Below are 15,550 nucleotides of genomic sequence, written 5' to 3' on the forward strand. Positions count from 1 at the left end.
AAAAAAGCAATCCAACCGACCTTGGACTGCTTTTTTGCAACAACAAGAAACTATTTTAATTGGCGGTAAACTTCCTTGCCCCCAACGAAAGTCATCGTCACGTCAAATTGTGCATTCAATACCGTGATATCCGCATCATACCCTGCCGCCAGACGTCCTTTTCGCTCGCCAAAGCCAAGGATGCTTGCTGGTGTCAGGGAAGCCATTTCCACTGCATCTGGCAAAGAGACACCGCTTAAAGTCACCATATTGCCGACCGCCCGATTCAGCGTCAGGATGCTTCCAGCCAGTGTTCCGTCTGCGAGCTTTGCCTGATTATCATGGACGTGAACTTCTTGTCCACCAAGGTCGTAAGTCCCTTCGCCCATCGCGGCTGCCCGCATGGAATCGCTGACGAGGGCGAGACGTTCAGCCGTTTTGACCCGATATAAAATCTTCATGACTGCTGGATGCACATGGATGCCATCTGCGATCAGCTCTGTGCTCAACTGCTCATGATACATCGCGGCGCCCACTACGCCCGGCTCCCGATGATGCAGTCCTGTCATGGCATTGAAGCAATGTGTAAAATGGCGCACGCCCGCATCTACCGCTTCCGTCGCCTGGGCAAATGTAGCGCCTGTATGTCCAGCAGACACGATGACATCGCGTTCTTTTAACCATGCAATCGCTTCAAGTGCTTCCGGTTGTTCAGGCGCAATCGTCACGACCTTGATCAGACCTTCTGATAACCCGTAAAGCTTTTGCACTACATCGAGCTTGGGGATCGCGATGTTTTCTTCTTTTTGCGCTCCCTTGTAACGAGGATTGATCCACGGGCCTTCCAGATGGATGCCGATCGCTTCTGCCCCCGGAAGCCCTTCCCTGCTGTTCAGCGCGATGTTTACCAGCACCTGCTCCAATTGATCATAAGGAGCTGTCATCGTCGTCGCCAAAAAAGACGTCACCCCATGCCGTGCAAGTGCAGTCGAGATGGCCTGAAGTGATTCCGGCGTCCCGTCCATCGTGTCGTATCCATCAATCCCATGCATGTGCATATCGACGAATCCAGGGCAAATCCAGCCATCCTCTACTGTCACCACATGATTTGGCAAAGCTTTTCCATACTCATCAGCCTTGCCAACATAGGTGATCTTTCCATTTCCCACGACTACGAGACCATTATGCAATTCCTGTCCATCTGCGACAAGGTTCCCCTTGAGAGCGTATTCCTGGTTCACTCTGATTTCCTCCGTCTTTCGCGTGGCTTTCTTTGCGCGTTTATTCTACTGGGGTTGCCCCAGATTGCTGCAAATCCTCGTCGTCTCCGCTGCCAGCTTTTCAACGAGCTCACTCGCACTAATTTCCTGGCTGAGTGGAGCTGCTTGCCCCGCCCACATCGACATGTACGCAATTTGCTGCTGCTTGCCCGCTGCGGCTCGAATGTCTTTGGTCAGGGCATTTTGTACCGGATAGGTCGGGAGCTCGTGATCAAATGGGGCGAGCGTTGTCATAAACTCATTTTGAATACCCCTTGCCCATTTACCAGAGAAAGCACGTGTCATCACGATGGACTCTTCCCTCGTCTCCAAAATGGCCTTCTTGTGCAGGGCATGTGCTCCGCTCTCCTTACACGTCAGAAAAGCCGTTCCGAGCTGTGCCGCCTGTGCCCCGAGCGCGAGTGCTGCTGCGATCCCTCGACCATCCATGATCCCTCCAGCCGCGATGACGGGAATCTTGACCCGATCCACCATTTGCGGGACGAGCGCCATTGTTCCAATCATATTGCCCGGTGAATCTGGCAAAAAGGAACCACGGTGCCCACCTGCTTCGCTACCTTGGGCGGCAATCATATCAACTCCGCTCGCTTCCAATGCAATCGCTTCGCGAACGGTTGTCGCAGTTCCGATGACAGTGATTCCCCGCTGCTTCAACTCTGCCATCAAGCGATGATCCAGAACACCAAAGGTAAAGCTGAAAACCGCGGGCTGTTCCTCCAAAACGACAGCCATCTGCTCACCAAACGGCTCTGTAAATTGCGTCACCTGCGGATTTTGTGGGATGCCCAGTCGATCTCGTACCTCATTCATTGCCTGGGCAATGCTCTCTGCGATCGGCTGGTCGGCATCATAATCTTCCGGGATAAACAGATTCACCCCAAACGGTTTGTCCGTTAACGCCCGAATGGACTTGATCGCCTCACGAATCTGCTCAGGAGACATATACGCCGCACCGAGCGTTCCGAGTCCCCCTGCTTCTGAGACAGCGGCTACCAGGGCGGGTGTGGTCGCCCCCCCTGCCATTGGCGCCTGAATAATCGGCCATTTCAAATGTAAACGCGAAGTGATAGGATTGTTTGTCCACATGGTAAATCCACTCCTCAGCTTATCGTTGTTCAAAATGAACAACCGCTTTTATTGTTTACTAGTTGATTGGTCGTCGCTGCGAATCCATTCAAGAAACTGAGCCAACACCCGGGCGGTTAACCCCCAGATGACACGCCCGTCCACCTCATAAAACAAATGCTCGACTGTCCCTTTTCGCCACGGATATCGCTTGCCACCCGGGATCAGATGATAAGGAAAATCCTCTTCGGGCTCGGTCATGACTGAGGAAAGATACTTCGCTGGCTGTGTTGCCAACAGCCGATCGAGTGGAAGGATAAAGACCTCTCCGACCTCGTCTGGATTCGGCTTCATGTCAGGGATTCCTTCCACGAATCCAATAAAGGGCGTAATAATGGAGGAGCCTGGCCCAATCACCTGATCCAGTTCGCCTACAAAATGAATCCGATCAAGTGGAATACCCAGCTCCTCGCTTGTTTCCCGAGCAGCCGTCACCCAACGGGATTCGTCACTCTTCTCAGCTCGCCCTCCCGGAAAACAAACCTCGTTCGCCTGTCGCCGCATCGTACTGGCTCTTTTTTCAAATAAAATGCCTAGCTGGTTGTCAGCCATTTTGACGAGCGGGAGCAAGACACTGTATGCGCCGCTCGTCCCTCGTTCACGTTCTTGCAATCTCTTGGAAATCTCCTTGATGGCAGGAACAAGGGAAGCCGCCCCTGATTCCTGTGGCAGGTACTGGGAGACCTCGATCAAATTATGGTCCGGATCACGCAAATACACCGAACGAATCGGCCCGATGGCGCCTGTTTTTGGAACAGGTCCTTCCACCAAATGGACGCCGCATGCATGAATATGCTGGATGACTTGCTCCAGTGGAAGCGATGTGACAAGACATAGATCAGCGGAGCCTGCGACTGGATGCATCGCTTTTGGCTCCCATTCTTGTCCGCTTTGATGCAAATTGATTTTTTGCTGGCCGAAGTGCAGGGCCATCCTGCCGTCGCCAAACGTTACAGCCTTCATTCCCAGGACTTTTTCGTAAAAGTGACAGGTTGCTTCGATGTCTTTTACCGTCAAAACCAAGTGGTCTAATCGATCGATCATATGCCTTTACTCCTTCTCGTCCCGATACATGCTTATGCTGATATTATAGCAAACACAAGGCGGTTGCTTCTTCCCCCCATTGTCCTCCAACATTTCCCTCTTTTCAATTCCCAAATTGCCTGATCTCCACTTCGCTGTATACAAAAACGAGCGTCTTCCTCGTAACTAGACGGGAAAACGCTCGCCAAATCCACAGTTTGCGAAACTATGCTTTTGAACGTGCCAGCAAGTACAAGAAATACGGAGCACCGATAACGGCTACAACGATACCAGTCGGAATCTCTGACGGCTGCATGATCCAGCGTCCGATGGTATCAGCCACGATGACCAATAGTGCACCCGCTAGCGCTGATGTAGGCAAAAGCATCTCATGCTTTGGCCCCACTAGTCTGCGGGCCAAATGCGGACCGATCAACCCGACAAAACCGATGCCTCCACTCACTGCCACGCAGGAAGCAGCAAGCCCGACTGCGGCAGCCAGCAGCTTCAATTGCTCTTTGGCAACGGGTGCACCCAAGCCTTTCGCCAACTCTTCTCCCAAATTGAGCACGTTCATGACACGTGCTTTGTAAAAAACATAGGGGATTAAAATGGCGATCCAGGGCAGCAACGAAAGAACGAACTTCCAGTTGGTCCCCCAGATACTACCGGCGAGCCAAGTCGCCACAAACTGGTACTTATCCGGACTCAGCTTCAGCGTCAAGACGATCATCGCGGCACTCATCCCAGCCGCCACGGCAATCCCCGTCAATACAATACGGGTCGGAGACAATCCCTTGTGTCTTTTATATGACAAGACGAAGATCAGCGCTGCTGTCACGCTGGCCCCAAGCAAAGCCAACACCGGCAGCAAAAAAACAGGTGCGGCAGACGTCGAGGGATAAAATGAAATGAACAGCATTACCATCAAGCCAGCACCAGCGTTGATCCCTAAAATACCGGGCTCTGCCAATGCATTGCGGGAAATCCCTTGAATAATACACCCAGATACGGCAAGTCCTGCTCCAATCAGGAGGGAAATAACAATCCGCGGCAAGCGGAATTCAAACAAGATCAAGCTTTGTTTGTCTGTTCCAGATCCGATCAGCGTCATCAGCAGATCGCTTGGTGACAATCGTATGTAGCCTGTGTTCATACTGATGATAAACGCGATGAAAATGAGGATAGCGAGTATCGTCATAACCGCAAAGGCTCTATTTCTTTTGCGGGTTTGGTAATGGGAAACCATATGCTGCATGATTACATCTCCCTTCTTTCTTTACGCGCCAAGTAAAGGAAGAACGGTACACCGATTAGCGCAATAAGTGCCCCTAACGGCGTCTCATACGGCGGATTTACCATTCTTGCGGCCAAATCGGCGAAAACGACGAGCAAGCTGCCCAAAATGGCTGAACAAGGAATGATCCATCGGTAATCGACCCCAACCAAAAAGCGGGTCATATGCGGAATGATCAATCCAACAAAGCCTACTGCCCCAACAACGGCAACTGCTGATCCAGCCAAAATAAGAACGATGATCATGCCTGCCAGTTTCACTAACGCCGTGCGCTGCCCCAATCCTTTTGCTACCTCTTCTCCAAGACTGAGCATCGTAATGGAACGCGACAGTATCATGGCACCAATAAGGGCTGCGAGAATCCACGGAAACATGACTTCAAGCTGAAACCATTTGGTTCCCGCCACACCGCCTGCATACCAGAAGGCCAAATCTTGTCCAATTTTAAAGTAAAGGGCAATCCCTTCGCTTAACGCAGACAATAGTGCGGTCAATGCAGCACCCGCCAAAACGAGTCGCACGGGAGTCAAGCCGCCTTTTGCCAAGGAACCAATCCCGTAAACCATACCTGCCCCGACACCAGCACCCAAAAAGCTGTAGAGAATCAGATACATGAACGGCAGACCTGGGAAAAAGGCGAAGCAGAGAGCCAAAACAAATCCGGCACCTGCGTTCAAACCAAGCAATCCGGAATCTGCCAGCGGGTTGCGTGTCATCCCTTGCATGATGGCACCTGCAACAGCGAGACTCGCCCCGACCATTGCACCGCCGAGAAGTCGCGGTAAACGAATCTCCTGAATAATTTGGTGTTGCGTAATATCAGGATTAAATTGAAAAATAGCTTCCCATACGACAGCAAAGTGGATGTCGGCTGCTCCAAATGACACAGACAAAAACATCCCTAGTATTAATGCGAAAACTCCGCCGGTCAAAATTAGCGTCGCTGCCCAAGGGCGAGAGCGAAACGCAACCGGCTTTCCGTTATTCCCCTCTTTCAGGGAATGTGCGTGTTGACTCATACGTGCCACCTTTTTTTGTTAGTATGGAGCTGAGTTGTTTTTGATGATATTGATTCTTATTATCATAAAAGAATTTTAGGCGATGTATGAAAACAGTGTCAATGGACAAACGCGCACTTATCTTTGTACATTTAGGCTAACACCTTGAGGACATCATCGACTTTTTTTCCGTTGGCGATCACACCGTGGTTCATCCAGGTCATGAAATCCACTTGATACGCCCGCTTGTTTTGGACAGCAGGAAGCGCTTGCCACACGGGATGGTTGAGCTGTAGCTGTTCGGCACCTGTTTTTCCCTGATGCCATTTGTCAAAGGCGAAAAAAATATGATCAGCATCCAGCGTAGACAACTCTTCCCACGATACCCCTTCTCTCACCTGCTTGGCAAATTGTTTTTTTACCAGTGGAGCCGGCTCCATTTCCAAATCTTGAAACAACACCTGCGATGTGTAGTTTTTCTCCACAAGGATTTCATCGGTCGATATGCGCAAGAAGGCTACCTTCTGCCCTTCGAGACTGCGTCCCATTACATTTTTGGCAGCTCTTACTTTTTGTTCATACTGCTCGATTGACCGCTCTGCCAATTCACTTCGGCCCAACCGATCACCAAGGGTGCGCAATGTTTTTCGCCACTCAGGACCGAACTGCCGAATCACGCATGTGAAGGCAATCCGGGCACATTTGGCATACGCATTCTCCTTCCAGCCTGTACATTCCCGAAGCATAATGACATCTGGGGCACGACTGGACAAGAGCTGCACGTCATCTGTCAGCACATCGTAGGTCGGTACATCATGCAGGCCCAAATAGTCCTGCTGCCCCCAATATGTATGCGCCCATTGAACGACGGGTCGAATGCCAAGAGCCAGCAAATAATCCTCCATATAAAGAGAGACGACTCGTAAATCATCCCGATGAATGTTGCGATATTTTCCTGGCGTGAGCCCTACACTCTGCTTAAAACGACGATTGAAATAATACTCGCTGTTGAATCCGACATTTTGGGCGATCTCGTTGATCCGATCACCTGTCATGAGCAGTAGCTGCTTCGCCTGATTCATCCGCAGGTGATGGATGTAATCAAGCGGTATTTGTCCTGTTATTTCTTTGAAAAGCTGTGTGTATCGCCAACGTGCCACATGCGCTTCCTCTGCCAACTGCTCTACGGTCAGCGGCTCCTGGTAATGCTCCTCTACATACGCAATCGAACGTTCAACAGCTCTCCTCGGGTCCAAACTTGTTTTACCTGGTACATTTTGCTGGGCCAAAACGCATAGCAATTCCTCAAACCGCACGTGATGGTAAAATCGTTGCACCGCCTCCGTGCCATCGCGATGCTTGTAAATCTCCGCAAGCGATTCAACGACACGTGAAAAAGGCGTGCAGGTCAACTCCCCCGTACAGAAAAAAGCCTCGGAAGATTGTGCCTTCGTCGGAGCTCCCGTGTGGACGACACGAAAAGTCAGATAATAATAGTCGAGAACATGACTCGTGCAACTGATCCGAACGTTCTGACGCGGTGCTGCAATCCAGCAACGCTCCCGAGTGAACCGATAAGTCGATGATTCGATTTCAATGAGCCCTTCTCCGTCTGTCGCTACAATCATCGTGTAGTCTTCCGGCTCTTGATAGTCCTGCCATCTTTCCACATTACCTTTTTGGATGGCCGTCATTGCAAAGAATGATGGTGGAGATAGCTTGGCCCCGGATGCTTCGTTATTCATCTCCCTCACCCTTATCGTGAGAATGATTATCATTTATTATTATAATAAGTAAACATCCCGAGGACAAGCTCCACAAATGAAAAAGAAAGCGCATCAGCCGATATGACGCGCTTTCTCTATTGAACTCGATTACTTTACAAACGCTTTGACCAAGTCGTCTGCCTTCTTCATATTGGCCAGCATGGCGCCGGATTGCCAATGTGTCCGCTCCATTGGGTAGACATGGCCTTTTTTCACAGCAGGAACAGATTTCCAGATTGGGCTCTCCAAAATCTTGAGCGCATCCTTGTTTTCTTCGGAACTCCACGTGCCGTTCGACGGGAAAACAATGATATGGTCTGCATCGATAGCCGGGATGGCTTCTTCTGATAATACCACATGTGTTTCTTGATTTTTGGCAGCGGAATATGGCGTAAGGCCCAACTCCTTATAAAGCATGCCTGTGTAAACATTGCCATCTCCGAAGAGGGCCAAATTCGGCTTATTTCCCACGTTCAAACGAATGACGGCTACTGTTTCATTGCCAATCGCCTTTTCTAGCTTTGCTTTGGTATCCGCAATTTTCTCATTGTACTTTTGGATCGCTTCGTCTGCTTTTTCTGGAACGCCTAGCACCTCGGCGATTTTCTTGAGTCTTCCAATCGTGTCGTTACGGAGTTCATCCGGCAGCTTGTACGTAGGAGCTACCTTGCTGAATTCCTCATATTTCTTGGGATCAGCGTAGCCATCCACAATGATAATATCCGGATTGGCTGCAAGCAACGCTTCCATACTTCCTGTAATATCAAAAAGAGGCACGTCCAGCCCGAGGTAATCCTGTTTGCCCCATGCCGGGTGATACCACTGGACAACCGGGGTCACACCCAATGCTGTCAAGAAGTCCTCCTGATAAATAGCAGCTACCCGCTGTGGCTTTACCGGAATCTCTACATCGCCATAGGCGTCTTTCACCACTTTGGTTTTCGCAGCGGTGTTCTCTGTCGGTGCTTTCTGCTCAGTGGATGTTGGCTCCGCTGCTTTTTCTGTACACGCAGTTAACACGAGCATCATGATCAATAATAATGCCATCCATGCCAATCCTGCATTCCGAACCGTTCTTACCATCTTTCTACCCTCTCTCACATCTGTTGATGATTATAAAATTGATTCTCATTCTCACTATTTGCATCCTGATCATATGTGTTTCCTCGCCATCTGACAATGCATTTTCTCCATTATTTTTTGTCCAAACTCCACAACTGTCCGTGTGAAATCCTTCTCTTTGTACAAAATCAATGATGCCTATCTGACGTTTGTCCATTGAGCTGCTAAGCTATATCTGATAATGATTATCATTGGATAACAAACAGATTCAAACGACTACTGGAGGAAAATAGAAATGAAACACATGCGCAACATGACCGGAACGTTAGGAATTTTCATACTGGCTGGCAGCTTGCTCATTGGATGCAGTCCATCCGCTTCGCAAGCAACTACCGCTTCCACACTTGGACAAGAAGCAACAAGCGCAACGAGCAGCGAGGCAAGTCAGAAAAGCCAAACGCGTCCATATACTGATTATCTCGGGCATGCAGGTAACATCCCGGTCTCCCCCGCACGAATCATCTATTCCGGTGAGACATTTGGCGATATGCTCGCGTTGGGCGTGAAGCCGATTGGGGGATTCGGGTACACCAACCAAATCTTTGAAGACCAACTGCACGATGTCCAGAATGTCGGTTTTCCCATTAATCTCGAAAAAGTCCTAGAATTACAGCCCGACTTGATCATCCATGCAAATACCGAAGAAAAAGAATATGAACAGCTAACCAAAATCGCCCCTACCGTCATTTTTGATACATTCGCCCCGTTGGAAGAGCGGATGACCCAGCTCGGTGATATGATTGGGAAACCGGAAGCAGCCACCAAATGGCTTGCCGATTACAAGCTCAAATCGGAGGAGATGTGGAAGAAACTGAAGGAGTCTGGCATCATGAAAGAAGGAGAAACCCTCTCTGTCTTTACCTATTATCCGGGTGATCGGCTGTTTGTCATGGCAAGAACAGGGCTTTCCCAAGTCCTCTACGATACAAACGGATTCAAGCCCACTGCGCCCATTCAGGAAATACTCGATGCACAAAAAGGATTTGAACTCATCTCTGTGGAACGTTTGCCCGAAATAGCGGGAGATCGTATCTTTATTCTGAATACTGCGAGCGAGGAAGCTGAGAAATCAACGCAGGAGCTGCTAAAATCACGTATCTGGAAGGACCTTCCTGCTGTTAAAAACGGTTATGTCTACTTTATCGACATCGAAAAATCTAGCAGTGATGCGACAACAAGAGAATGGCTCCTGCAAAGGATTCCTGAAATCCTGGCGAAGTAGTCCATCATGTCCGCCTGAATGAAACATGAGAAGCTTTTCAACAATGATTGAAAAGCTTCTTTTTTTTGTATACGATTGATAAAACGAGTGATAATTATTCTCATATAAAAAAGGAGGGCATAACCGATGCTTCACTCTATACCACCTCATTCCCCGCTCGGTTCCCTTCATTTTCAGTTGTGTCAAGTAGAGCGGACGGCTTGTCCTTCACCCACTCCCTTCCATACCCTGCTCTTCTTCACAAAAGGTTACGGCAGCCTCCGTATTCACGATCAAACGATTTCACCTTTGGCAGGAAAGTGTTTTTTGCTTTCACCGTCTACTCCTTTTGCGATCGAATCCTTGTACGACAGCGCGACTGAGTGCTACCAAATCTCGTTTACCGTCATCTCGTTCGATCCAGACAATAGACCTCTACCGTACCCATACGCATTGCTTGATGGCCGTATCGAGCTGTCCGCTCACCCCTCTGCCCGGCTCTTGCGCTTATGTGACACTTTGCTCTTAGGCAAATCAACTTCTTCTGAAATGGACAGCTATTGGCAGCAATTGCGGTTCCAGAAGCTACTCGGATTTTTGCTGGAGCAAAATCTGTCTCCTGACCTTATCCCTAGCAAGAGCACAGAGGTCGAGAACAGCATTCGTTATATCCAACAAAATTATCAAGAGAACATGACGGTCAAGCAGTTGGCACAACTAGCCAATGTGCCGTCGTGGCAGTACACGCAGCTCTTTCGCCAGTTGACGGGTAAAAAGCCTTTGGAATATGTGACAGCGCTGCGTATTCATCATGCGAAAGAGCTCCTGAAAAGCTCGAACGATTCATTGCGGGACATCGCCTCGCAGGTCGGCTTCATGGATGAGTATTATTTCAATCGTCGCTTTCGAAAGACGACCGGTTACACGCCAAGGCAATATTCCAGGCTGACTCACCGCATGGTGCTCGTGCAGGACTGGACAGGCCATGAGGTAGAGATCCCCCTTCAGCCACAACGCATCCTTTATATTGGGGAGACGTTTAATGATTTGCTCGCACTCCATGTTGAAAATATCGTCGGAGGGAATTTTACCTGGATGGAACGAACCATCTATCGAGACAAGGTAAAACACATGCAGGATATCGACTTTCCCGTTGACTATGACCATTTGAAGTCATTGAAGCCAGATCTGATCATTTTCGCGAACGCAGAAGAAGACAAATACAAGCAGATGAACCAGGTTGCCCCAACGCTCACGTTTAATTCATTTGCTTCGCTGGAGGAACGGTTGCATACACTCGGAGATTGGCTGGGGAAAAAGAACGAGGCGCGGGAATGGCTCAGGAAATACCACACGAATGCTACCACCATGTGGAATCAGCTCCGCTCCGAGCTTGTGCCTGGTGAGACTGCATCCGTCTTTATCCATGAGCATGGCGGGCGTCTGTTCGTAATGGGCACTTCAGGACTTTCCTCCGCCCTTTACCATCCAAACGGTTTTTCTCCTGTGGATAAAATTCAAGAAGTACTGCAAGCTGGCTACGGCTTTATCGAAATTCGAGAGGAGGACATCCCCCTGTACGCAGGCGATCGGATCTTTATGCTGCTGTCCGAAGACACCGAATCGCGTCAGGCTACTTCTGAATTGATGCAAAGTGATAGGTGGAAGAGTCTGCCTGCCGTTCAGAACGGCTATGTCTATTTTGTAGAAGCGCAAAAATGGAATTGGGGCGCTGCTCTTACCAGAGAGAGATTGCTGCAAATGCTGCCACTTTTGCTGCGCCATTCTTCCTGAAGCAAACAGGCCAGCTTCCCTGTCGTGGGGAATCGCTGGCCTGCTTACTCTTACTACTACTCCTCTGCTACCATCCATGCTACGTTTCTTGCTTGGAGTCCTTTATTCCATTCTGCTGGTGCTGCCATATCGCTGATCACGATGTCGACCTCTCCTAAGTCTGCGATCTTGCACAATGTGCTGACACCGATCTTGGAATGGTCCGCTAGCACAATGCTTTCATTGGCATTTTCGATGAAACAACGGGCGAGTTCCGTTCGATCTGGCTCATAGCAGGTCAAGCCTTTATGGAGCAGGATGCCGTCAGCCGCGATAAACGCCTTGTCCACATAAAATTGTTTCATCATCTTCTCTGCATAGGTCCCGCTTACCCGATGATGCTTGGCGCTCACCTTTCCACCCAGGAAGTAGATATCTGCCGCAAGCATTCCATTGTTTTGGTACTCGATTAATCGATTCAGCGCCGTGATCGAGCTAGTGAGGATCGTCAAATCTTTTTTCGTCACGAGAAAGCTGATCATTTGCAAAGGCGTTGTCCCTTCATCGATGACAATGGTATCGCTATCTTGCACCAAGTCCGCTGCCAGCCGCCCAATCCGTTTCTTTTCTTCCACTCGCAAGACTTCACGGGCAAAATGAGAGGGCTCGGAGCGCTCCACTGTCAGCTTTACTGCCCCGCCATAGACGCGCTTCAGCTTTTTCTCCGCTTCCAGCTCTTCCAAATACCTGCGGATAGACTCAGACGATACTTGCAGCTTTTCGACCAGCTCATTGGTCCGCACCTTGCCATTGGAATTGATCAACTGCAAAATGATTTGCTTACGCTCTTCCCCGAACAACGACACGCCGAATGTCCCCCTATCTCGTGCTTTACGTCAGTTCGATCTTTTCTCCATGGATGTAAATCTGACGTTTTGCCAGCTCGTGAAAAATCACAGCCGGATCAAATGCTTCTTCTGGTGTAATGACGCCAATAGCTTTTACATTTCCTTTCGCGATCTGCTCAGTCGCAATCGCCAGCGGGATTCCTACGTTGCGGGTATAGGAGCGCAGCCCTGCCCAGTCAGCTACAGAGCCGTCTGATGCCGGATGTGTATGGTACAGGGTGTGCCCTACTTTGCGGCCGCCCTTGGTACCTGTTACCTCGACATGAAGCGAATACCCGTATAATTCCGTCTCTTTTCCCTCCCTAGAATTGTAGAGGTATTGGGAGATACAATCAAGGATTCCCACCTTTGTTTCCCCTACTGTGATGGGATCGTTCCGTAAAAAGCCATAATCATAGAGGGATTTGACCAGCTCCATGTTTTGCTTCGGCCATGTTCCCCGGACCTCGATTAGCTTTACTCCTTTTGGAGACAAAGCCTGTGCTAGCGTCTTCGTTTCTGCATGAGGAATGATGTACTGAATGGTTTTTCCATATGGCTCAGGAAGCTTTATCTCGCGTGGGCGAGCAAATGGCGGGACTTGAATGAATGCGCCATTTTCATAGACGACGCGCCCTGGCAAATCTGGATCATACTCATAGGTCGTCGTCTCTGTGATCGATTTGGAAAAGGCAATCGGGCGAAAGGAACCGTGGCTGACACGCACTTCGTCGACTTCATCGAGCTGGTTCGCTGCATGCATCGCCATCATTTGGGTCAGTCCAGGCGTCATGCCAAAGCCTGGCAGGCAGGTCTTCCCATGGTCGCGGAAGATCGCATCCGAGGCGTTTTCTTCCCCAAAACCGTTCAAATTGATGCCATGGCAGCCAGCCTCCGCAATCGCAGCAGTAGACAGGCCGTTCAGTGTGATCGTGGTTCCGTCCATGACGATGTCGTAACCGCGCATTTTTTGGACCGTATCCGCATGATCGCGTACATTTACCGGAACAAAATCTACGCGAGGATCGTTCAGCCACTCGACTACCTTGCGACCTTCTTCTTCATTAAAATCACCGATCGTGATCTGCTCAAAATCCGAATGCAACACGAGATCGAGCACAGCTTCCCGACAAATATTTCCCGCTCCACCCAAGCAAAACACTTTCATCACGATAGCCTCCTTTTCTTTATTCCAGCCAGAAACGATTGTTTTCCATCGCAGCGATTAATCTCTCAATATCTTCGGGGGAAACTTCTCCGATATTGCCTATCCGAAACGTGTCCGCTTGCGAGATTTTGCCCGGATAAATAACGAAACCTGCCTGCTTCAAACGCTCATACAGCTCCGCGAAGGTGAACGCCTCGCTTTCGGGATAATAAAAGGAAGTAATGAAAGGCGATTGTGATTCTTTTGGCAACAGGATGCGAAAACCGATACGCTCCATGCCTTCTGCGAGTAACTGCTGATTTCGCTTGTAACGCTCGTACCGTTTTTCAACTCCCCCCTCTGCCTCAAGCTCTATCAGTGCTTGATAAAAGGCTCGCACGACATGAGTCGGAGAAGTATAGCGCCACTTTCCGTTTTGCTCCTCCATCGTCTTCCACTGGCTGTACAAATCGAGGGACAGCGTACGGGCAATCCCTTTGCATCGGATGAGCGCTGACGTTTTGGCAACGACAAAGCCGAAACCAGGCACGCCTTGAATGCATTTGTTTGCGCTTGAGATCAGGAAGTCGATCGAGAGCTGTGCTGCATCCAACGGAATGCCACCGAAGCTACTCATCGCATCTACGATATAGACTTTTCCGTACTTCTTGGCGACTTCACCAATTTCTTTGATGGGATTAAGCATGCCGGTAGTCGTTTCCGAATGCACCACAGCCACATGCGTAATCGTTGCATCTGCCGCGAGTTTTTTCTCCAAAGCTTCTGCATCGGCCTTTGTCACTTCACCAAAGTCAATTACCTCTGTTGCGATTCCATGGACTTGTGCCATTTCCACGATCCGATCCCCGTATGCGCCATTCGTCAGGACGAGCAGCTTGCCGTCTGCGGGAATCACACTGCTCACCACCGCTTCCACACAAAAGGTCCCGCTGCCTTGCATCAAGACGCTCGTATAAACCTCTACCTGGGAGGTTGCCAATCGGACGAGCTTTTGGCGGATTGCCTGTACGAGTTCATTGTAATCACGGTCCCACGTGCACCAATCCCGCAGCATTGCCTCGCGTACGGTTGATGAAGTGGTCAATGGTCCGGGGGTGAGCAACAAGTACGAATTGTCGGTTAGTCGTGTCTGATTCATGGTCTCTCTCCTTCTGCATGAAGCATCTCGATGTTTTTTAGCACCTCATCCAAGCATCCGATCTCCGCGACCACGTAGTGCGCACCCGCCGCCATCAGTCGTTCTGTTGCGATAGCCAGTCTTTTATCCAGCTCTTCCTGTGGCATGTTTTTCACTTCCTCCAAGGACAGGCCGAGTTCGCTTCCACCCTTCAGGACGCCAACGGTCCACATCCCGGCGTTTCTTCCTTCTTTCATATCGCTCGTCGTATCACCGACCTTGACGATCTCGTTCATTGGAAATACGTCCAGTAGAATCGCATTTTGATAGCACATCCATGGAAATGGACGTCCAGCAGGCACTTCACTTGGGGTGACAAGTGCGTCTGGTTCGTAGCCCTGTTGCTTAGCCGATGCTGCTACAACATTCATCATGTCCCTCGTGTAGCCTGTGGTCGAGCCAATTTTGATTCCTTGCTCGCGAAGTCGTCCTACCAATTCAATTGCTCCCGGAACAGGAGTGGCGTACTCATGCAGCGTCTCCATCAGCATCGGTTCGAAGTCAGCGTACAATTCGTCCACATCCGCTTCATTTGGAAGTCGACCGTAACGCTCTTGCCATAGCGCTGCTACCCGCTCCATTTTGCAAAGTGCCTGGATATGATCGCGCTTGAGCATCCCCATCGGTTCGCGTGCTTCTGCTGCTGTCAGCTCAATCCCCCGTTTTTTGAACACCTGTAAAAAGACAGCTAACGGAGCGAAACATCCGTAATCTACCATCGTTCCTGCCCAATCAAATACTACTGCTTTCATGC

General features: G+C 49.8%; 13 protein-coding genes. 2 read left to right on the top strand and 11 right to left on the bottom strand.

Translation table 11 applies throughout. The annotated features are described in order from the left end of the window. Positions 1-50 precede the first annotated feature (50 nt). The 7 genes from nagA to C7R92_RS10470 form a co-directional block, all read right to left on the bottom strand. On the bottom strand, positions 51-1,220 hold the full coding sequence (gene nagA / locus C7R92_RS10440; protein WP_106834202.1) for an N-acetylglucosamine-6-phosphate deacetylase: 1,170 nt from the start codon (positions 1,218-1,220) through the stop codon (positions 51-53). Between the two features lie 45 nt (positions 1,221-1,265). Then, complete coding sequence (locus tag C7R92_RS10445; RefSeq protein ID WP_017252092.1) at positions 1,266-2,345, bottom strand: NAD(P)H-dependent flavin oxidoreductase; 1,080 nt, start codon at positions 2,343-2,345, stop codon at positions 1,266-1,268. Positions 2,346-2,393: 48 nt separating this feature from the next. Beyond that, complete coding sequence (locus tag C7R92_RS10450) at positions 2,394-3,428, bottom strand: VOC family protein (RefSeq protein WP_106834203.1); 1,035 nt, start codon at positions 3,426-3,428, stop codon at positions 2,394-2,396. Positions 3,429-3,633: 205 nt separating this feature from the next. Continuing rightward, a complete protein-coding gene (locus C7R92_RS10455) occupies positions 3,634-4,665 on the bottom strand; it encodes a FecCD family ABC transporter permease (protein WP_017252095.1) in 1,032 nt (343 codons plus the stop codon). A gap of 2 nt (positions 4,666-4,667) precedes the next feature. Then, a complete protein-coding gene (locus C7R92_RS10460; RefSeq protein WP_106834204.1) occupies positions 4,668-5,723 on the bottom strand; it encodes a FecCD family ABC transporter permease in 1,056 nt (351 codons plus the stop codon). Between the two features lie 131 nt (positions 5,724-5,854). Then, positions 5,855-7,447, bottom strand: a complete 1,593-nt coding sequence (locus C7R92_RS10465) for an AraC family transcriptional regulator (protein ID WP_106834205.1) — start codon at positions 7,445-7,447, stop codon at positions 5,855-5,857. A gap of 129 nt (positions 7,448-7,576) precedes the next feature. Beyond that, a complete protein-coding gene (locus tag C7R92_RS10470) occupies positions 7,577-8,551 on the bottom strand; it encodes an ABC transporter substrate-binding protein (RefSeq protein WP_106834206.1) in 975 nt (324 codons plus the stop codon). Between the two features lie 274 nt (positions 8,552-8,825). Between C7R92_RS10470 and C7R92_RS10475 the strand changes: the two genes are divergently transcribed. After that, the gene (locus C7R92_RS10475; protein WP_106834207.1) at positions 8,826-9,812 is read left to right on the top strand and encodes an ABC transporter substrate-binding protein; all 987 of its coding nucleotides are present in this window, start codon (positions 8,826-8,828) and stop codon (positions 9,810-9,812) included. Positions 9,813-9,938: 126 nt separating this feature from the next. Further along, positions 9,939-11,585 carry an AraC family transcriptional regulator gene (locus C7R92_RS10480; RefSeq protein WP_106834208.1) on the top strand — a complete coding sequence of 549 codons (1,647 nt, stop codon included), beginning with the start codon at positions 9,939-9,941 and terminating at the stop codon, positions 11,583-11,585. Between the two features lie 56 nt (positions 11,586-11,641). Here C7R92_RS10480 and C7R92_RS10485 read toward each other — a convergent pair whose 3' ends face one another. From C7R92_RS10485 to phnX, 4 genes are read right to left on the bottom strand one after another with little or no spacing between them, the layout of a single operon-like run. Continuing rightward, the gene (locus tag C7R92_RS10485) at positions 11,642-12,430 is read right to left on the bottom strand and encodes a DeoR/GlpR family DNA-binding transcription regulator (RefSeq protein WP_106834209.1); all 789 of its coding nucleotides are present in this window, start codon (positions 12,428-12,430) and stop codon (positions 11,642-11,644) included. Positions 12,431-12,455: 25 nt separating this feature from the next. Further along, positions 12,456-13,619, bottom strand: a complete 1,164-nt coding sequence (locus C7R92_RS10490) for a saccharopine dehydrogenase family protein (protein WP_106834210.1) — start codon at positions 13,617-13,619, stop codon at positions 12,456-12,458. A gap of 19 nt (positions 13,620-13,638) precedes the next feature. Further along, positions 13,639-14,757 (bottom strand): 2-aminoethylphosphonate--pyruvate transaminase, encoded by a 1,119-nt coding sequence (gene phnW, locus C7R92_RS10495; protein WP_106834211.1) that lies wholly within the window; start codon positions 14,755-14,757, stop codon positions 13,639-13,641. Continuing rightward, the gene (phnX, locus tag C7R92_RS10500) at positions 14,754-15,548 is read right to left on the bottom strand and encodes a phosphonoacetaldehyde hydrolase (RefSeq protein ID WP_106834212.1); all 795 of its coding nucleotides are present in this window, start codon (positions 15,546-15,548) and stop codon (positions 14,754-14,756) included. The genes phnW and phnX overlap by 4 nt, the downstream gene beginning before the upstream one ends. Positions 15,549-15,550 lie beyond the last annotated feature (2 nt).

Source organism: Brevibacillus porteri (genome assembly GCF_003013475.1).
GTDB classification, from domain to species: Bacteria; Bacillota; Bacilli; order Brevibacillales; family Brevibacillaceae; genus Brevibacillus; species Brevibacillus porteri.